This window comes from Pseudidiomarina taiwanensis (assembly GCF_003987435.1).
GTDB classification, from domain to species: domain Bacteria; phylum Pseudomonadota; class Gammaproteobacteria; order Enterobacterales; family Alteromonadaceae; genus Pseudidiomarina; species Pseudidiomarina taiwanensis.
The window spans coordinates 345,509-363,806 of the sequence record NZ_PIQG01000002.1 but is presented as its reverse complement, the minus strand read 5'-3'; the positions used below and the strand labels follow the sequence as shown (position 1 = coordinate 363,806).

Sequence of the window (18,298 nt, the reverse complement as noted above, 5' to 3'; positions counted from 1 at the left end):
ATGTATAAGATATTAAGAAATTCTGAATAAAGAGCGAGCCGATGAAACTCCAACAACTCGAGATGCTCCATGCGCTTGCTGAAACCGGCACCTTGCAAGCGGCAGCTGAACGTCTGCATCGAAGCCAAGCCGCGGTAAGTATGGGGTTAAAAACACTCGAGCAAGATGTCGGGTTTAGCTTATTTGACCGCACTGGCTATCGCCTAACTCTGACTGAGCGTGGGCAACAATTCTTGCGCCAAGCGCGCGAATTACTGGTGCAGAAAAATCGACTGGCGTCGCTCACTCAGCAATTACGTGAGGGCGCGGAGCCGAGCCTGCGGGTGGCCTATGACCACACTTGTTCACCTCGCGATTTGTTTGCTGCTATCGCGCAGGTACAAAAGACTTACCCCGCCACTGAACTGATTATGACCGGCGAGAGTCAATTGCGCTCGCTCCGCCGCATTAGTGCAGCTGAAGCAGATATTGCACTGTGCCCATGGATGCCGCTATTTCACCAACATGGTGATTTTGAAACCAAGTTTATTCGTGATTTTGAACTTATTATAGCAATGGCCCCAACCCTTGGTGAGCGCTTTGGTCGGATCCCGCAGCGGCGCACTGAATTACTCGATTTGCCCATGCTCATGCCGCAAGACCAAGAGCTTGGGATTAATCTTGATGCCTTGATCAAAGTTCCTGGGCAGCAGCGGATTCGAGTCAACGACTCGATTACCCAGCGCGCACTCCTGCTAGCGGGGATGGGCTGGGGAATTATTCCGGTCGAATTAGTACGTGGCGCGTTACAGAGTGAGCAATTGGTGAAAGTGGATATTCCAGGATTTTTGAATAATGTCTCGCTAGAGGTGCATTTAGTTCGCGCTTCCGATCGGGTAACTGGACCCGCTGCGCAATTAATTTGGGACGCCTTTTAATCTGCGAGTGAGCGGGTTATGGTAAAGCATTGATTCAAATCACGAGCATCCTATGAGCTTTCAAGCCGCTTTTGAGCAATTTACTGATCTACTGGCCAGCATCGTTTTCTATGCTGTAACCATTCAGGGGAATGAATTGCCGCTGGTCGTGGTTTGGCTCATTGCCGGAGCCCTGGTATTCACTTTGGGGCTTGGCTTTATCAACATTCGTGGTTTCAAGCATGCCTTGAAAGTTCTCCGCGGAGATTTCCAAAAGCCTGCAACGCACGGTGAAATTTCTCCTTTTCAAGCACTCTCGACCGCGCTCTCCGGTACCGTAGGGACCGGCAATATTGCGGGTGTCGCGGTCGCGATAGCTCTGGGTGGGCCCGGCGCAACGTTCTGGATGATCATGGCCGGTTTGCTGGGGATGTCGACTAAATTTATGGAAGTCACCCTGGCGGTAAAATATCGGCGCGAAAACCCTGATGGGAGCATCGATGGTGGCCCCATGTTTTATATTAAACATGCCTTAAGCCAACGGGGTTTGCCCAAACTCGGAACCGGCTTTGCGATATTTTTTGCGCTCGCCTGCGTCCTCAGCTCGGCTGCGTTTGTGCATGTCAATCAAGCATTTGTGCAAGTCAAAACCGTGACCGGCTATAGCGATCCGTGGTTATTTGGAATCGTCTATGCGCTGCTGGTGGCTGTGGTCATCATTGGCGGCATTAAGAGTATTGCGAGGGTGACCAGTAAGTTAGTGCCCACTATGGTTGCAATATACTTGGCTGCCGCTTTGTATATTCTTGCGAGCCATTTTAGTGCGATCCCTGCCGCGCTCTGGTTGATTGTCGAGCAGGCCTTTTATCCAGAAGCCGCCTATGGCGGTTTTATTGGCGTTTTAATCCAAGGCTTTCGGCGCGCCGCCTACTCCAATGAAGCAGGGGTCGGTTCAGCGCCAATTGCTCATGCCGCGGCGAAAGTCGACGAGCCAGTGCAACAAGGCTTTGTTGCTTTGCTCGAGCCGTTTATCGATACCGTGGTGATTTGTACCATCACCGCCTTGGTGATTATTGTCACGGGTGCCTATCAAACCGGTGGTCTTGATGGCGTGCAACTGACTTCAAGTGCCTTTGCAGGCGAACTTGATTGGTTCCCAGCGGTATTGATGGTGGCACTGCTGCTGTTTGGTTTTTCCACCGTGATTAGTTGGTCTTACTATGGTTTGAAAGCATGGCGGTACCTGTTTGGTAAGCGCAAGTGGGTCGGCAACAGCTTCAAGCTGCTGTTTTGCGTGGTGGTCGCGATTTCTGCCGTGCCAAATATTCTGGCGATTTTTAACTTCCTCGATTCAGTTCTCTTCTTAATGGCGGTGCCGAATATCCTCGCCTTATATTTATTACTGCCCGAAGTGCGCAAAGACTTGCGCCGCTATTGGCAAAAACATCATCACGATAAGTTGTAGCCTGCTATTCACGCTATTTATCGACAACATTCGACTTTATAGCGTCAGATGAATTTAAATTTGTCGCTAAAACCCCTATAATTACGCCACTTTTTTCACTGCAACAGCAAAAGGGGTACCCAGTGCTGCAAGAATATCGTAAGCATGTTGAAGAGCGGGCCGCAGAAGGCATTCCGCCAAAACCACTGACAGCAGAACAAGTTGCTGGCTTAGTTGAACTATTGAAGAATCCTCCAGCAGGCGAAGAAGCGACCCTGCTTGAGCTGATTGCTGATCGTGTGCCACCGGGCGTGGATGAAGCTGCTTATGTCAAGGCTGGCTTTTTAACCGCTTTGGTTAAAGGTGAAGCGCAGAGCCCCATCATTAGCAAGCAAGACGCAGTGAAGCTACTGGGCAATATGCATGGTGGTTACAACATCGAAACTTTGGTCGCCTTGCTTGATGATGCAGAACTCGGTGAGTTAGCTGCGCATGAGTTAAAGCACACCCTATTGATGTTCGATGCCTTCCACGACGTCGAAGAGAAAATGAAAGCCGGTAATGCTCTAGCCAAAGAAGTGGTTGAGTCTTGGGCTGCGGGTGAGTGGTTCACTAGCCGTAATGAAATGCCAGAGCAAATCAAAGCGACGGTCTTTAAAGTGACCGGCGAAACCAACACCGATGACTTGTCACCCGCACCAGATGCGTGGTCGCGTCCAGATATCCCTCTGCACGCCAAAGCGATGTATAAAATGCCGCGCGAAGGCATTACCGACGCCGCCGCACAAATCGCTGAGCTGAAAGAGAAAGGTCATCCGATTGCATTTGTTGGCGACGTCGTGGGCACAGGCTCATCACGTAAATCAGCGACTAACTCAGTGTTATGGTTCATTGGTGAAGACATGCCAGGCACGCCGAACAAGCGCGCAGGTGGTATTTGTATTGGTGGCAAAGTTGCGCCAATTTTCTTCAACACCATGAAAGATGCCGGTGCGTTGGTATTTGAAGCCGACGTCGACAACATGGATATGGGTGATGTCATCACTATCTATCCATATGCGGGCAAAATTGAAAATGAAGCCGGCGAAGTGATTGCCGAGTATGACTATGCGTCGCGCGTGATCCTTGACGAAGTACGTGCAGGTGGTCGGATTAACCTGATCATCGGTCGTGGTTTGACTGAAAAAGCACGTGAAGCACTCGGTCTTGGCCCATCTGATTTGTTCTTGAAGCCAGAGCAACCGGCTGATACCGGAAAAGGTTACACGCTGGCGCAGAAGATGGTCGGTAAAGCTTGCGGTATGGAGGGGGTTCGCCCAGGAACTTACTGTGAGCCGAAAATGACCACAGTTGGATCGCAAGATACCACCGGTCCAATGACCCGTGACGAACTGAAAGACCTTGCTTGTCTTGGCTTTACTGCCGATTTGACCATGCAGTCATTCTGTCACACTGCGGCTTATCCAAAACCAGTCGATATCGAAACTCAGCACACACTGCCAGACTTCATCATGAATCGTGGTGGGGTGAGCTTGCGTCCGGGTGACGGCATCATCCACAGTTGGTTGAACCGGATGTTATTGCCTGACACGGTCGGTACTGGCGGTGACTCACACACGCGTTTCCCACTCGGTATTTCATTCCCTGCGGGCTCTGGTTTGGTTGCTTTTGCAGCCGCAACCGGAGTGATGCCACTGGATATGCCAGAGTCGGTATTGGTGCGTTTCAAAGGCGAAATGCAGCCAGGTATTACCCTGCGTGACCTGGTTCATGCGATTCCATTATTTGCGATTAAAGAAGGCCTTTTAACCGTTGAAAAACGTGGGAAGAAAAATGTCTTCTCAGGTCGGATCTTGGAAATCGAAGGTCTTGATCACTTAACTGTAGAGCAAGCGTTTGAATTATCTGACGCCTCAGCAGAGCGTTCAGCAGCAGGTTGTACGATCAACTTGTCGGAAGAATCAGTGGCCGAGTATCTGCGCTCGAACATCACCATGTTGCGCTGGATGATCAACGAAGGTTACGGTGACGTTCGTACCCTTGAGCGCCGTGCGCGGAAAATGGAAGAGTGGTTACAGAACCCATCATTGATGCGTGCTGACGCCGATGCTGAGTACTCAGCGGTGATCGAAATTGACCTCGCCGAGATTAAAGAGCCAATCGTTTGTTGTCCGAACGACCCAGACGATGCCAAGTTCTTGAGCGAGGTGGCGGGCGACAAAGTCGACGAAGTCTTCATCGGCTCATGTATGACCAATATCGGTCATTTCCGTGCTGCGGGTAAACTACTTGAGAAGAACCAAGACCCACTCAACACCCGTTTGTGGATTGCGCCACCAACGAAGATGGACGAAGCGCAGTTGCGTGAAGAAGGGTACTACAACATCTACGCCAACAACAATGTTCGCACTGAAATGCCAGGCTGTTCACTCTGTATGGGGAACCAAGCGCGAGTTGAGCCGGGTGCCACTGTGCTCTCAACCTCTACCCGTAACTTCCCGAACCGTTTAGGTGATGGTGCTAACGTCTACCTGACTTCTGCAGAACTTGCTGCAGTGGGCGCGATTGTCGGTAAATTGCCAACGCCGGAAGAATATATGGCGTATGCGCAAGACATCAATTCGATGGCAGGCGAAGTGTATAAGTATCTAAACTTTGATCAAATGGATGCGTTCCGCGAAGCTGAGAAAGCTGCGCAAGCGAACATTATTCCAACGATTAATGTTGCGTAATTCAGCTGTCACAACAGTGTCTAAAAGGGAGCCAATTGGCTCCCTTTTTTATGCTCAACTTGGAATTTTCTTACTTGTCTAAAATTAATACTAAAATCATATGATATCGTTAATATACTGGTAACGCTTTGTTTGCTATCGGTTTTTGACGAATTCTATAGGCGTTTCAGGGCTTTGGTAGCACTTTTGTCACAAAATTGGGGTTGATAAATTGACCAATATCGTCAATCTTTAGTTATAAGCAGTCTGCGACAATCCGCCGCACCCTGTTTAGAACATTAAAAATATAACAACAAGAGGTCGAACATCGACCGACTGCTCACCGGAGAGCTCTACCATGAATAAAATCAAACTTCTTTTCGTTGCCGCTGCTGCGCTGATGTTGTCAGCTTGTGGTGGTGTCATGGCACCGCAAATTGCTGCGCCAAATCAACTGATGTCACCCACCCCAATTGAAGGCAATACTGGCGAATACATGAGTCCATATACCTCAGACGGCGTTCTTGCTGAATGGGTGAATAACGCTGTAAATGCTGAGATGGGTGCTACCGTCGGCGGTATGGCAGGTGCTTATGCTGGTCAAAAACTTGCTGAAAACATTCCATTTATTGGCGGCTTCTTAGGTCAAGAACTCGGTAATGCGGTTGGCCGCGAAGTAGCACTTGAAATGGCGGGTGGTGAAGAAGCCTTGCGCGACACTTCAGATATTTCATTCAACTCACTCGAAGAAATGTCTGTTTGGATGTACGTGAATCATTCAAGTCACGAGCATTATGCCGATGCACTTGAGTCTGCAATGAGCGTTTATCCTGAGTTACGCCAAATCTATTATGTGGCGTTGCAGAACGCGTCAGCTGGGTACGGCTACTAATAACGCCGGTATAAATTTTTGCAAGAACCAAGGACTGAGTCATGACTTTTAATAAGATGACCCTAATGACCGCCGCACTAACTGTCGTTCTATTGGCAGGCTGTGCGTCCGGTAACCGGATTAACAACACCGCTGGTCGTGCGACCGTTTATGAAGACGCGCGCTCACCAGGCAAAGTTCAAGGTGTTGGGGTTGAGTCACAAGACATTATGGCGGTGACCGACCAAATGATGCGTGACATGATGAGTAACCCGCAATTGGTGGGCCGCGAGGTTGCCCCGCGGATCATTATCGATAGCGAATACTTTACCAATGAGAGTAGCTCGCGCATTAACAAAAATATGCTGACGGACCGTTTGCGTATCAACTTAAACCGTGCTGCAAACGGACGCTTGGTTTTTGTTGGTCGGGAATATGCCAACATGGTGGAAAAAGAGCGTGAACTGAAGCGTCGTGGCGTCGTCGATGGCGGCACCATTCGTGCGACCGCAGCTACAGCGGGTGCTGATTTCCGTTTGGTTGGGCGGATCACTTCTCTAGATGCTATGGATATGAGCAGCCAAGAAAAGTCGCGCTATCACCAAATCACGTTCGAGCTGATTGACCTCGAACTTGGCACCTATGTATGGAGCGGAATGTATGAGTTCAAGAAATCTGCACAAGACGATATTATCTACCGCTAGTGCAGTACTTGCTTTGGGGTTAGTGGCTTGTGGTAGCACTGGCCCCACGCAATATCAAGCACTTCAACTGACCGATCAAGAAACGGCAAGCATCTCCAGCAAGCCGCTTTATTTGCAGCCAATGTACCGTAAATTGTTCGAAGAGGGCTTGCGTAATGAAGTCCTGAATCGAATGGAAATTGGTACTGCGGCGTTTTATCGGGGCGACCTTGATGAAGCTCGGCAGAGTTTCGATGTCGCGCTATCACGCATTGAAACCGTTTATGCGGATAATGATAACGCCACTAAAGCCCGCAGTTTGTGGTACGAAGAAGGTCGAAAAGATTTTAAAGGCGAGCCCTATGAGCGGGCGATGGCCTATTATTATCGCGGCTTAATCTATTTGATTGACGGCGAATATGACAACGCTCGCGCGAGTTTTGTCGGCGGCCTAATGCAAGATGCGTTTGCTGAAGAAGAGCAGAACCGCTCTGATCTAGCCATCATGCTGTATCTCGCCGGTTACTCAGCCCAGAAGATGGGGAGTAACGTACTGGCGGAAGAAGCGTTCGATGAGTTGCGCGCATTGCGCCCTGAATTCCCTTTCCCTGACCCAGACAGCAATGTGCTGGTGATCGCTGAAACGGGTAAAGCACCACGCAAGTTAGCCGATGGCATGGGGCACTACCAACTGGTCTTCCGTCCAGGCAAGCAGTTTAAAGAAAAGCAACTGGTGATCAACGCCGAAGGTCAGGCGCTGCAGCCATTGCCACTGGAAAGCGTTTACTTCCAAGCAACTTCTCGCGGTGGCCGTCCCGTCGATGCCATTGTTGAAGGCAAAGCGTCATTTGCGAATAACAGCGCTGAGGTGGGTAAAACACTCGGTCAACTCGGGGTTGCTGCCAACGTCTATGCACCACTAGCTGGCGGCAGTACCGGACAAGTTGGGAACACCTTGGCACTGATTGGTGTTGCGAGTATGGCGTTATCACAAAACGTGAAACCACGCGCAGATACCCGTTATTGGTCGAATCTACCTGACATGCTTCATGTTGATGCGCTACAAATGCCACGTGGAGTGGGCTCAGTAGAGAATTGGCAAGCCAAGTATTTTGACTTTGATGGTAATCCGGTCGAGCTGGCTTCGGGTGTTTTTCATCACTATGAAGACCCCAACGGCAATCACATTATTTGGCACAGTTCCCAGCCACGCGACTAAAACGTGGCTGGTTTAATAAGAGGAATAACAACCATGCGTGCACGAATTTTAACTCTTTTAACCGCGGCGCTGGTGCTGGCCGGTTGTCAAACCACCACTCAGGATGGTTATCGTGGCTCACATCCAGTGCAGCGCACGCAAACCAACGAGTTAAACACCATAGTGTTTATCGATCACAACTTAAATCGCACCGATATCAGTAAATCGATCTTTGGCGATGAGTTAATCGATACGGTTAAAATCACCATTGACCGCAGCGGCATCAATAATACCGCCACCGGTCAACTTGAAGTCTGGACCATCTTGCGCAATCGCACGGATTACGATTTGCAAATTGAAGGTAAGGCTATTTTCTTCGACCAGAATCAGTCGCCGCTAATGGATGAGTCAATGTGGCGCCGCGTTTATGTTCCGGCCAACGGTACCGCTGTGTATCGTGAAACCTCGATCAATAACCGCGCTGAATACTTTCTGGTGGAGCTACGCGAGGGCCGTTAATCATGGTTAAACGCAAATACAATCGGGTGACGACTGCGCTTGTCGCTGGGCTGGTATGCTCTGCTGCAGCGCTGGCACAAGACCCGCCCGCTGGGCAGATGATGAACAGCAGTTATTTTGATCAGCAGCGCGCTGAAGAAATAACCGACATCCAGATGCTCAAAGTAGATGAAGCGACATTTCGCGAGGCCTATAAAGAAGCAGGGCGACCCAAGTTAGTGGTGCTCGTCGGTCAGCCGTTTAGTGGTATGGTCTCTGATTGGCACATGCAGCGCCGGGTAAGCGTCAACGCGCAAGCTACGGGCAACGAAGGTACCTTTATCCCAGATTCGCAAAGCGTCCAAGTTGGGGTAGAAAACCGTCGTTATCAATACAGCAATCGCTCGCCGATGTTAACCCCACAACAGTGGGCTGAATATGAGCGCGGCTTTCAAAGTACTTTGTTAAAGTATGGTATTCGTATCGTCAACCGTGACGTAGCGATGCGCCTACTGGATTCAGAAATCCGAGAAACCACAGATCGCAATCCGCAAGACGATAATCAACGCCTCGAAATGGATATGCTACGCAAGCATACTAAGTTGATCCTTGAGGTGATGCCGTATCGCGAAAACAAATACAAGTATGAGCCCATTGGCTATCAGGTCACCATGACGTCCTTAGAAGATGCGACGCTGCTTGCTGATGACCGCATCGCGATTCCTGAAGCGTACAAAGAGTATCGTGCAGGGAGTAGTGGTTACAGCAAACAACGGCCGCAAAATTTTGCCGGCGTAGAGGCTCGCTCAGGTGGTTATGACATCATTGAAAACCCAATTGAAGTATGGGCTGAGCAAGGTCAGCTGGCGGCTGAAGCAACGCTGCAAATACTTTACGATCGTTACCTGTAGTTTGTGGTTAGTGGCGTGCAGTTCCAGCACGCCACTGCTACAACTCACCGATGGTGTCTATTGGTCGGATCGCTACCAGAGTTATTTGGTGGTTGCCGATGGATTAATCAGCCGCTATCAATGGACTCCGCCGAGCTGTCAAATGGCCGCTGCGGGGTTACTTCCGAAAGTTTTTAGTCAAGATCAATTGCGCAGTCAACACCGTTGGCTTGCTGCGGACACGCAATTTTTAGTCCTGCAACGTGAATCAGATGGTCTGCCCGTGGTGTTTCGGCGAGAATCCTTTTTGCCAAGCAACTGCGGGGTACAAACTGTCGCCAGTGCCGAAATTAATGTCGAAACGCTAGCCGCCACTTTCAGTCAGTTTAATCAACCCCTATCGCCGAGTGACCTGTTGCAATGGCGCTACCTAGCCGAGCGACTCGATACTGAATTCGCCCAAGCAGACCTTGCCACCAATCTTGCCTTGTTTGAACTCCTAACCGAGATGCTCAAAGGTAGCGGGGATCGGCATGCGTTTATTTTTGCACCGGAACTTGAGAGCTATCAGCAGGTAGGTGATTTCAGCCAAGATGAAGCTGAGCGCGCGCAAGCGCAAGCAGTGTTTGCCCAAGTTTTGGAAGAGAGTGAGTTGCAGAGCCGCTGTGAAAAAAATCTGTGGTTTGGTGCGCTTAATCGCGAGCAGTATTATTTGGGCCTGACCAGTCTGCAAGGGTTTACTGCAGATGCGCCGTATGGCGAAGCTGGCCAGCGTTGTTTGCAGCGTGCCTTGAGCGCCGTCGCGCGAGATCTCGAAAACCATCAACAGACCCAACAGGTGCGGCCCGAGCTGATTGTTGATCTGCGTTTTAATGCCGGCGGCAGTTTGCTCCTAGCGAGCCAATTCGCCAATAGCCTAGCGCCCTCGCCACGGCCATTGAGTATTATCAACCGCCATGCAGTGCAAGAGCAGCGCAGTCCTGATTTAAGTGGTTTATATCAAGGGGGCAGGGTGTTAGTGAGTGAGATCACAGCCAGCGCTGCCGAGCACTTAGCCCATGGTATGCGGATTCGCGGGTTTCGGTTAGAAGGGCAGCGTACCCGTGGGGCATTTTCGCCGACCACTGTGCGCACTTTACCCAATGGCTGGATTGTCGGTTTATCCATGTATCCAACCAGCGATGTCCGTGACGGTTGGAATCAGGCCTACCCAGAAGGCCGCGGCTTGATTCCAGACCGTCAGATCCCGCTACAATTGTTACTCCCTACTGAGCTTGCAGGCGTGCTTGCTCAGTGGCAATCCAATCCCGCACCTCTTGCTCAAGCACATCCAATGGGATACTTCCATTGCGCAGCACCACGTGATGGAATTCGCGCAAATCAAATCCGGTTCCTAGCGTTTGCTCAGCTTCCGCCCGCAAATCACGGATAAGAATCTCACCCAACTTGTACGATAGTGCTTGGCCAGGCCAGGTAATATAACGGTCAATTTCGGTTTTCACATTGTGTAGACTCAAAGCCGTATTGGTCGCCATATAATCCATCGCCTCAGCGCGGGTCCAGCCCAGCGCATGAATACCAGTATCGACGACCAGTCGTGCCGCCCGCCACATCTCATAACTGAGTCGACCGAAATTGCTGTATGGGTCGGTGTAAAATCCAGCTTCAAGACCGAGCCACTCGGAGTACAAGCCCCATCCTTCACCAAAGGCTGAGATATAAGTTTGTTGGCGATAGCCCGGCACGCCTTCCATTTCTCGAGCTAGAGCACCCTGTAAATGATGCCCGGGCACGGCTTCATGCAAGCTCAATGCTTCGAGTTGATAAAGCGGACGGCGATCAAGTCGATAGGTATTCACCCAATAGAAGCTGGCGCGGTCGTCGCGGCTGGTACCGGCATAACGGCCGGTGGTGTACTTTGGCGCAATCTCCGCAGGCACCGGTGCAATACCATAAGGTTGGCGCGGTAGGTGCTTGAAGAATTTAGGCAGCTCACCATCCATTTTCTTGGCAATATATGAGGCTTCTTTGAGCAGTTCTTCGGCGGTCTCGGCGTAGAACTGTGGGTCAGTTCGCAGAAACTCTAAAAACTCAGCGAAACTCCCGTCAAACCCTGTGGTTTCGATCACTTCATCCATTTCAGCACGAATTCGAGCAACTTGCGCAAGTCCAATTTGATGAATCTCTTCCGGGCTCATATCTAAAGTGGTGAAATGTTTAATGCGATTCTGATAATACTCCAGCCCATTCGGTAACGCGCTGGCGCCGAAGCTGCCACGGCAATTTGGTAAGTATTCCATCACCATAAAATCAAAATAGGCCTGATAAGCAGGCACGACTTGCTGGTCTATGACCCTCTGCGCTTCAGCTTGGAGCTGCTGCCACTGCGCTTCAGTGACAAACTGTGGACGTTGTAGGAATGGCTGATAAAACACGCTTTCTTGTGGCTGCTGCACAATAAAGGCGGTAATGCTGTCTTCAAACCCTTCCATCGACTCTTTGGGTTGGGTATAGCCCTCAACTAGTCCGCGCTTGAGCCACTCGGTTTGTTGCGTCATATAACGTTCGACGCTGGCCAAACGGGTTAAATAGTTTTGATAATCTTCGACGCTGCGCAGCGCGGTATTGCGAACCATAAACGCTAGGTTGCTATGAAAGCCACCTTCAGCATTTAACGGCATGTAATGCTCTTTATAGTCATAACCATCGACGTCATTTTGCAGCCGATAACTGAGCATCCGTAAGTTAATTTGGTTTTGTTTATTCAACTGGCTCGCATCAACCCCTTGCAGCTGTCCAAGCCAACTCCGTTGTTGCTCAGCGCGTTCAGCAACCGCTGCAGCCGACATATCGGGTAGCTCAGCACTTTGCCGCTGCGCTTGCATGCCCTGCCAAATACTATCTGCTAGCTGGTTAAAAGCTTGGTCAGCAGATTGCTGTTGTTGGCTAGTCGCCGCGCTTGTTTGTGGCTCGGATTGCGTGGCTGCACAACCATGCAAACCAAGGCTAAGAAGTACCGCAAGGGTCACAAATTTGGGTTTAAACACAGACAGCTGAGTCATGGTATGCTTCCTTTAATTCGAATCAAGTAATTTCAGATACACAGCAGCCATTGTATGTGACAAACTATGCGCTGCAAGTTTAATCGGACCAAGCTAACAGAGGACGCGATGGCAAGAGCTCAATCAGGTATTTATGCAGAACCCAATCTGCACGGGCTGACCTTGCTCTTTAACGTGATGACGGATGACGTTGAGAGCATTCGGCGTAAACTTGCGCGGATCCCGACCTTATTGAACGAGCTTGATGACCGTTTCTCTGAGGCTATGTTGAATGGTTATGTAGCCATTGGCAATGATTACTGGGATGTTCTCTATCCACAGCAACGCCCGTTGCAACTGAATGCCTTTCCGGACCTTCGCGACGGCGATCGGCAAGCACCACGCAGCTCAGTTGATTTACTCGTTACTGTACGTTCCGACCGCTTTGATGTCACCTTTCATGCCAGCCGCACCATTTTGAATTGGCTGGGTTACGATGTCGAACTGGTCGAGCAAATTAAGACCTTCCGCTTTCTTGATGGCCGTGATTTAACCGGCTTTATTGAGGCACCGCAGAATCCACGTGGGTTGCGTCGTAAACAAGTGGCGCTGCTCAGTAGTGAGGAAGATCCCCAGTTCAGCGCCGGCAGCTATTTGTTTCTGCAAAAGTTTCGCCACGACTTGCGCCGCTGGGAGCAGCTTGAAGTAGAGATGCAAGAACATGTCATGGGGCGCAATAAACGCACCGGCGAAAAGATTAGTGAAGCGGTCTTGAGCATGGTCACCCACGCTCAAAAAGCACGCCTGCTCAATGATGATGAGCAGCCGCTGCGGATTTTACAGCAAAATATGCCATGGGGAGATTTGCGCGAACAAGGTTTGTTGGGGCTCTACTTTAGCGCGCAACCCGCCGACCTCATCAGCTGGCTCAAACGCCGTTATCAAGAAGACCACCACGGCGATTACGACCCGCTCCTGGACTACATCGAGGCCGTCAGCAACGCCAGTTTCTTCGTGCCCTCAGTCGACTTTCTTGAAGCGCACGCCTAGCCAGCGTTTTCAAACAGCTCCTTGACCTTTTCGAGAGTGAAATCGATTTGGGAGACTTTGACTGGGGCGATAAAAATCGTGTCATCACCGGCGATGGTTCCAAGCACTCCTTCTTTTTTGCCAACCGAGTCGAGTAGCCGCGCGATTAATTGGGCCGCCCCCGGAGTGGTGCGAATAATCACCATCACATCATTATGCTGAATATCTAAAACTAATTGCGTCAATGGCGCGCGAGTTGAAGGGATGCCGAGCTCTGCGGGCAAACAATAGACCATTTCTTGACGCGCATTACGGGTCCGTACCGCACCATATTTACTTAGCATCCGCGACACCTTAGATTGGCTAATATTGTCGAAGCCTTGCGCTTTGAGGGCGTCTACAATAGCGGTTTGCGAGCCATAGAGCTCTTCGCGTAATAACGCTTTAAAGGCCTCAATAAGGGCATCAGTCCGCTGATTGCTCATGCAAATACTCCTGTGTCGTGCACTAATTCATTGCGTGTTGAAGAAAGTGTTGAGGTGAGTGTACCGCAATTGTGGAAGGACACCTAATGCTTGTCATTACGGCGCTTAGATCATCCTGAAAAGTTGTAATTTCGGTCAATTTGCAGTACGATTTCGCGCCTAAATTTCCCCCTCTTGAATGGATGGAGTCTACGATGAAAGTTGCCGTATTAGGTGCAGCCGGTGGTATCGGACAAGCACTATCACTGTTATTGAAAACGCAATTACCTGTTGGTTCAGAACTCGCGTTATATGATGTTGCGCCAGTCGTTCCTGGTGTCGCAGTTGACTTAAGCCACATCCCTACTGCAGTTGCGGTAAAAGGCTACGGTAAAGATGACCTTGCTTCAGCTTTAGTCGGCGCTGACATCGTACTTATCCCAGCTGGCGTGCCACGCAAGCCAGGTATGGATCGCTCTGACCTATTCAACATTAACGCTGGCATCGTCGCCAACTTGGTCGAAGCGATTGCCGATAATTGCCCGAACGCATGTATCGGTATCATTACCAACCCGGTTAACACCACAGTTGCGATCGCTAAACAGGTATTAACCAAGAAAGGCGTTTACAACAAAAACAAATTATTCGGTGTCACCACTCTTGATGTGATTCGTGCCGAAACCTTTGTTGCTGAAGTGCATGGTAAGAACCCTGCTGAAGTAACCGTGCCGGTTATCGGCGGTCACAGTGGCACCACTATTTTGCCATTGTTGTCACAAACTGGCCTGAGCTTCACTGATGAGCAAATTGACGCCTTGACCAAGCGTATTCAAAACGCTGGTACCGAAGTCGTTGAAGCGAAAGCGGGTGGCGGCTCAGCAACCCTGTCAATGGGTCAAGCAGCAGCGCGCTTCTGCTTGTCATTGGTTAAGGCTCTGCAAGGCGACAACAGTGTTGTCGAGTGCACCTATGTTGAAACCGATAGCACTGATGCCTTGTTCTTCGCCCATCCGGTTCGTTTAGGCGCAAATGGGATTGAAGAAATTCTGCCATATGGTGAGCTAAGCGCTTATGAGCAAGCTGCGAAAGAAGCCATGCTTGACGGCCTGCGCAACGATATCCAAATCGGTTTGGATTTCGTCAAGTAAGACCCGCCGAAGCAATAATTGATTTTGTCAGCGCCGAGCGAGATGATATCTCCCTCGGCGTTTTTTATTTGAGAAGGAACAACTATGGCGTGGTGGCGGAAACTGGCAATGGAATGGCCGCAAGTCTCAATGATTCCCCCAGTGCTATTAATGTTGCTACTGCTCGCAGTGCAATGGGCGATGACCCCCGCTCTTTATGACAGCTTAATTTTTAATCATATCGCGATTCGTGCGGGTGAATATTGGCGTTTGTTTAGCGGCCAGCTCATTCACTACGACTGGCCTCACACCTTGATGAATGTATTCGGAGTGGGTCTTTGGTGGTTGCTGTTCGCCGAATACTTTGCTCATTTTCGTGCGTATTGGCGCATTCTAGTGTTTATGCTCGGGACCGCCATTGGCCAGTTTTTTGCCGACCCGAACACCCTTTACTATGTCGGTTTTTCCGGTGCCGTCTATGCTCTATTTGCCTATGGTGGGGTGCGCGATATCTTAATTCAGCGCTGGAGCGGTCTCGCCATCGTCGCCGCGCAGTTGGGCAAGGTGGTCTACGACACCTTGACCTTACCCCCCGATACCGAAATCGCAGTGGCAGCCCATTGGGGTGGAATTCTCGCCGGTTACACTTGTGCTATATACGATCATTTTAGGCAGCGACGAGTGGATCAAATATTGCGATAAAATGACAGTATTGCTTGTCTCCCTAATCTTTTTATCGTAAAACATAAGTGCAGCTGGACACATTTTGTTACAGAGGCACTTAATTTACGCCAAGATCATAATAATTCCAGGGAGACGATTATGGCTTTTTCGAAAACTGTATTAGCGCGCACGATAAGTGCGGTGCTAGTAGCATACGGCGCTGGAGCATTTGTTGCCCCTGCGGTTTATGCTCAAGAGGTATCCGAGCAAGAACCGGATACTGAAGTCAAGGCGGATGAACGCATTGCGGTGGTGGGGACGCGTTCTGCACCTCGCTCGGTAGGAGATTCTGCCGTTCCACTCGACATCATTGGTAGTGATGAATTCACCCGCCAAGGGTCGACTGATATGCTCAATATGATGAGTACTGTGGTGCCCTCATTTAACGTCAACGACCAACCGATCAACGACGCCTCAACCTTGGTACGTCCAGCCAACTTACGTGGGCTTGCTTCAGACCATACCCTAGTGTTGGTGAATGGCAAACGTCGCCATCGCAGTGCTGTGATTACCTTTTTAGGCGGCGGTCTATCAGACGGTGCCCAAGGTCCGGATATCTCAACTATTCCAGCCTCTGCGCTGAAACAAATTGAAGTGCTGCGTGACGGTGCTGCGGCACAGTACGGTTCCGATGCGATTGCTGGGGTTATCAACTTTGTCCTTAACGATAGTGACGAAGGGGGTAATTTTGAAGCGCGTTGGGGAACTACCGCTGAAGGCGATGGTGACATGTTGCAAGTGTCAGGTAATGTTGGCTTGCCATTATCAGACCGCGGCTATGCGAATTTCAGCATGGAATATAAAACGGTCGACCCAACCAGTCGTAGTGTTCAGCGCGATGACGCCCAAGCCCTTATTGACGCCGGTAACACCTTTGTTCCGGTGCCTGCCCAAATTTGGGGAACCCCAGAAATTAAATATGACTACAAAGTCATGGGCAACTTCGGCCTCGACTTAGGCGACAATTCCGAAGCTTATATGTTCGCAAATTATGCCGAGCGAGAAATTGAAGGCGGCTTTTATTATCGTCATCCGCATACTCGTGGTGGGGTATACGATGGCGGCACCAACGGTGCAGGTGATGCATTGTTGTTGGTCGGCGACCTAGATGGCGTGGGCCAGGGGATTGCTTGTCCTGAAGTTCCAATTGGCAGCAACGTTCTCGATTCACCGGAGTATCAGTTAATTGCAGATAATAGCACCGCAGTGGGTGCCAACTGTTTTGCCTTTAACGAAATGTTCCCCGGTGGCTTCACACCGCGCTTCGGTGGGATTGTGACCGACGCATCAATTGTCATGGGCACCAGCGGTTACCTCGATAATGACTGGGGTTATGATGTGAGTGCAGGTATCGGCTATTCACGAGTCGAGTATCTGATCAGCAACACGGTGAACCCATCATTGGGGCCAGATACGCCAACTTCTTTCAAGCCAGGCGCAGCCTCACAGCTTGAGAAGAACTTTAATATCGACTTCCATAAAGGCTTCAATATTGACGGCTTCTATGACCTAGTGAACTTTGCTACGGGTATCGAGTATCGTCGTGAAACCTTCAAGCAAGAAGCAGGCGATCCCGCCTCTTTTGCTGTGGGTCCACTTGGTTTTGACCCAGTGACGGGTACCTCGCAAGGGTTCGGTATCGGCTCAAATGGTTTCCCAGGGATCAAACCAGAAGCTGCAGGTGAATGGAGCCGCGGCAACTGGGCCGTCTATGCTGATGTTGAAACCTATCTCTCAGCTGACTTTATGGTTGGCTTTGCAGTTCGTGCTGAAGACTTCTCAGACTTCGGTTCAACCTTCAATGGTAAAGTTTCAGCGCGTTATCAACTCGATGACAGCTGGGCCATTCGCGGTGCGATCAGCTCAGGCTTTAAAGCACCGACCGTGGGTCAGAGCAACGTGATCAACGTCACCACGGCGTTCGTTGGATCTGAGCTACAAGACCAGGCCTTGTTACCACCAACGAACCCGATTGCGGCGTTAAAAGGCGGTAAACCACTTGATCCAGAAGAGTCAGTTTCTTACAGCTTTGGTTTAGTGGGTGAGCTTGATAACGGCTTATATCTAACCGTTGATTACTTCAATGTTGAAGTAACTGACCGTTTGAGCCGAACCTCAGCGATTCCATTAACACCAGCTGATATCCAAGCCTTACTCGGCCAGGGTATTTTGGATGCGACCAGCTATAGCTCAGTGGTGTATTTCACCAATGACTTCGATACCACAACCCAAGGTATCGATGTCGTCGCCAACTATGCACAAGACCTGTTTGGCGGTGAGATGAAGTATGCCTTAGCGTATAACTGGACGGATACCACGGTTGATTCGTACAACCCTGCTAACATCAATGCTGCGAAAGTGCAGATGCTTGAAGATAACCTTCCAGCACACCGCGCAACCGCAACCTTTGATTACGAGCGTGGCGACTATCGCTTACTCACCCGCTTGAACTATTATGGCAAATACTACGAAGACCACGTGGATGCCGGCGGTGGTTTAGATATCTTCCCAGGTGCTGAACTCACTGTAGATGTTGAAGCAGGGTATAGCTTCAGCGAAGGTTGGGATGTTGCTATCGGGGCGAAGAATTTGTTCGATAACCGCCCAGATGACAACCCATTTGCTAGTTCAGTGGTCGGTTCTGAGTACCCACCGACTTCGCCGATGGGCGTAAACGGCGGTTTCTACTACGTGCGCACTGCGTATCGTTTCTAAGAGCCGGG

Annotated in this window: 14 protein-coding genes and 1 pseudogene; 13 read left to right on the top strand and 2 right to left on the bottom strand. The window is 50.2% G+C overall.

Features of this window, described 5'->3' with window-relative positions:
* Positions 1 to 41 precede the first annotated feature (41 nt).
* From CWI83_RS05615 to CWI83_RS10695, 9 genes and pseudogenes are all read left to right on the top strand, one after another.
* A complete protein-coding gene (locus tag CWI83_RS05615) occupies positions 42 to 917 on the top strand; it encodes a LysR family transcriptional regulator (RefSeq protein ID WP_126826929.1) in 876 nt (291 codons plus the stop codon).
* A gap of 52 nt (positions 918 to 969) precedes the next feature.
* Positions 970 to 2,361, top strand: coding sequence for an alanine/glycine:cation symporter family protein (locus tag CWI83_RS05610; protein WP_126826927.1), 1,392 nt, complete (start codon positions 970 to 972; stop codon positions 2,359 to 2,361).
* 122 nt (positions 2,362 to 2,483) lie between these two features.
* A complete protein-coding gene (gene acnB / locus CWI83_RS05605) occupies positions 2,484 to 5,072 on the top strand; it encodes a bifunctional aconitate hydratase 2/2-methylisocitrate dehydratase (protein ID WP_126826924.1) in 2,589 nt (862 codons plus the stop codon).
* A gap of 337 nt (positions 5,073 to 5,409) precedes the next feature.
* Entirely contained in the window at positions 5,410 to 5,943 is a 534-nt protein-coding gene (locus tag CWI83_RS05600) for a hypothetical protein (RefSeq protein ID WP_126826921.1), read from the top strand.
* A 41-nt stretch (positions 5,944 to 5,984) separates the two neighbouring features.
* The gene (locus CWI83_RS05595; RefSeq protein ID WP_126826918.1) at positions 5,985 to 6,626 is read left to right on the top strand and encodes a penicillin-binding protein activator LpoB; all 642 of its coding nucleotides are present in this window, start codon (positions 5,985 to 5,987) and stop codon (positions 6,624 to 6,626) included.
* A complete protein-coding gene (locus CWI83_RS05590; RefSeq protein ID WP_126826915.1) occupies positions 6,583 to 7,824 on the top strand; it encodes a COG3014 family protein in 1,242 nt (413 codons plus the stop codon). The genes CWI83_RS05595 and CWI83_RS05590 overlap by 44 nt, the downstream gene beginning before the upstream one ends.
* Before the next feature lie 33 nt (positions 7,825 to 7,857).
* The gene (locus tag CWI83_RS05585; protein WP_126826912.1) at positions 7,858 to 8,322 is read left to right on the top strand and encodes a putative periplasmic lipoprotein; all 465 of its coding nucleotides are present in this window, start codon (positions 7,858 to 7,860) and stop codon (positions 8,320 to 8,322) included.
* Positions 8,323 to 8,324: 2 nt separating this feature from the next.
* Positions 8,325 to 9,212, top strand: a complete 888-nt coding sequence (locus tag CWI83_RS05580) for a hypothetical protein (protein WP_126826909.1) — start codon at positions 8,325 to 8,327, stop codon at positions 9,210 to 9,212.
* Positions 9,118 to 10,416: pseudogene (locus CWI83_RS10695) on the top strand (S41 family peptidase); the annotation flags it as partial. The gene CWI83_RS05580 and the pseudogene CWI83_RS10695, both read left to right, overlap by 95 nt.
* Positions 10,417 to 10,456: 40 nt before the next feature.
* Here the strand turns inward: CWI83_RS10695 and CWI83_RS05570 are convergent.
* On the bottom strand, positions 10,457 to 12,253 hold the full coding sequence (locus tag CWI83_RS05570; RefSeq protein WP_126826903.1) for a DUF885 domain-containing protein: 1,797 nt from the start codon (positions 12,251 to 12,253) through the stop codon (positions 10,457 to 10,459).
* Positions 12,254 to 12,361: 108 nt separating this feature from the next.
* Between CWI83_RS05570 and CWI83_RS05565 the strand changes: the two genes are divergently transcribed.
* Positions 12,362 to 13,282 carry a Dyp-type peroxidase gene (locus CWI83_RS05565; RefSeq protein ID WP_126826900.1) on the top strand — a complete coding sequence of 307 codons (921 nt, stop codon included), beginning with the start codon at positions 12,362 to 12,364 and terminating at the stop codon, positions 13,280 to 13,282.
* Here CWI83_RS05565 and argR read toward each other — a convergent pair.
* Positions 13,279 to 13,746, bottom strand: coding sequence for a transcriptional regulator ArgR (gene argR, locus CWI83_RS05560; RefSeq protein WP_126826898.1), 468 nt, complete (start codon positions 13,744 to 13,746; stop codon positions 13,279 to 13,281). The two genes, CWI83_RS05565 and argR, sit on opposite strands and share 4 nt — an antisense overlap.
* Before the next feature lie 194 nt (positions 13,747 to 13,940).
* On the opposite strand from argR, the gene mdh reads away from it, so the two are divergent.
* The 3 genes from mdh to CWI83_RS05545 all read left to right on the top strand — a co-directional run bounded on the left by mdh (position 13,941) and on the right by CWI83_RS05545 (position 18,290).
* A complete protein-coding gene (mdh, locus tag CWI83_RS05555; RefSeq protein ID WP_126826895.1) occupies positions 13,941 to 14,873 on the top strand; it encodes a malate dehydrogenase in 933 nt (310 codons plus the stop codon).
* A gap of 84 nt (positions 14,874 to 14,957) precedes the next feature.
* Entirely contained in the window at positions 14,958 to 15,554 is a 597-nt protein-coding gene (gene rrtA / locus CWI83_RS05550) for a rhombosortase (RefSeq protein ID WP_126826892.1), read from the top strand.
* Between the two features lie 120 nt (positions 15,555 to 15,674).
* Entirely contained in the window at positions 15,675 to 18,290 is a 2,616-nt protein-coding gene (locus tag CWI83_RS05545) for a TonB-dependent receptor plug domain-containing protein (RefSeq protein ID WP_126826890.1), read from the top strand.
* Positions 18,291 to 18,298: the final 8 nt, after the last annotated feature.

Excerpts from the sequence above, each read along its gene's own strand:
- CWI83_RS05585 (WP_126826912.1), top strand. The coding sequence starts at position 7,858 with ATGCGTGCACGAATTTTAACTCTTTTAACCGCGGCGCTGGTGCTGGCC.
- CWI83_RS05610 (WP_126826927.1), top strand. The coding sequence starts at position 970 with ATGAGCTTTCAAGCCGCTTTTGAGCAATTTACTGATCTACTGGCCAGC.
- argR (WP_126826898.1), bottom strand. The coding sequence starts at position 13,746 with ATGAGCAATCAGCGGACTGATGCCCTTATTGAGGCCTTTAAAGCGTTA.
- CWI83_RS05615 (WP_126826929.1), top strand. The coding sequence starts at position 42 with ATGAAACTCCAACAACTCGAGATGCTCCATGCGCTTGCTGAAACCGGC.
- CWI83_RS05600 (WP_126826921.1), top strand. The coding sequence starts at position 5,410 with ATGAATAAAATCAAACTTCTTTTCGTTGCCGCTGCTGCGCTGATGTTG.
- mdh (WP_126826895.1), top strand. The coding sequence starts at position 13,941 with ATGAAAGTTGCCGTATTAGGTGCAGCCGGTGGTATCGGACAAGCACTA.
- CWI83_RS05580 (WP_126826909.1), top strand. The coding sequence starts at position 8,325 with ATGGTTAAACGCAAATACAATCGGGTGACGACTGCGCTTGTCGCTGGG.
- CWI83_RS05590 (WP_126826915.1), top strand. The coding sequence starts at position 6,583 with ATGAGTTCAAGAAATCTGCACAAGACGATATTATCTACCGCTAGTGCA.
- CWI83_RS05595 (WP_126826918.1), top strand. The coding sequence starts at position 5,985 with ATGACTTTTAATAAGATGACCCTAATGACCGCCGCACTAACTGTCGTT.
- CWI83_RS05545 (WP_126826890.1), top strand. The coding sequence starts at position 15,675 with ATGGCTTTTTCGAAAACTGTATTAGCGCGCACGATAAGTGCGGTGCTA.
- CWI83_RS05570 (WP_126826903.1), bottom strand. The coding sequence starts at position 12,253 with ATGACTCAGCTGTCTGTGTTTAAACCCAAATTTGTGACCCTTGCGGTA.
- CWI83_RS05565 (WP_126826900.1), top strand. The coding sequence starts at position 12,362 with ATGGCAAGAGCTCAATCAGGTATTTATGCAGAACCCAATCTGCACGGG.
- rrtA (WP_126826892.1), top strand. The coding sequence starts at position 14,958 with ATGGCGTGGTGGCGGAAACTGGCAATGGAATGGCCGCAAGTCTCAATG.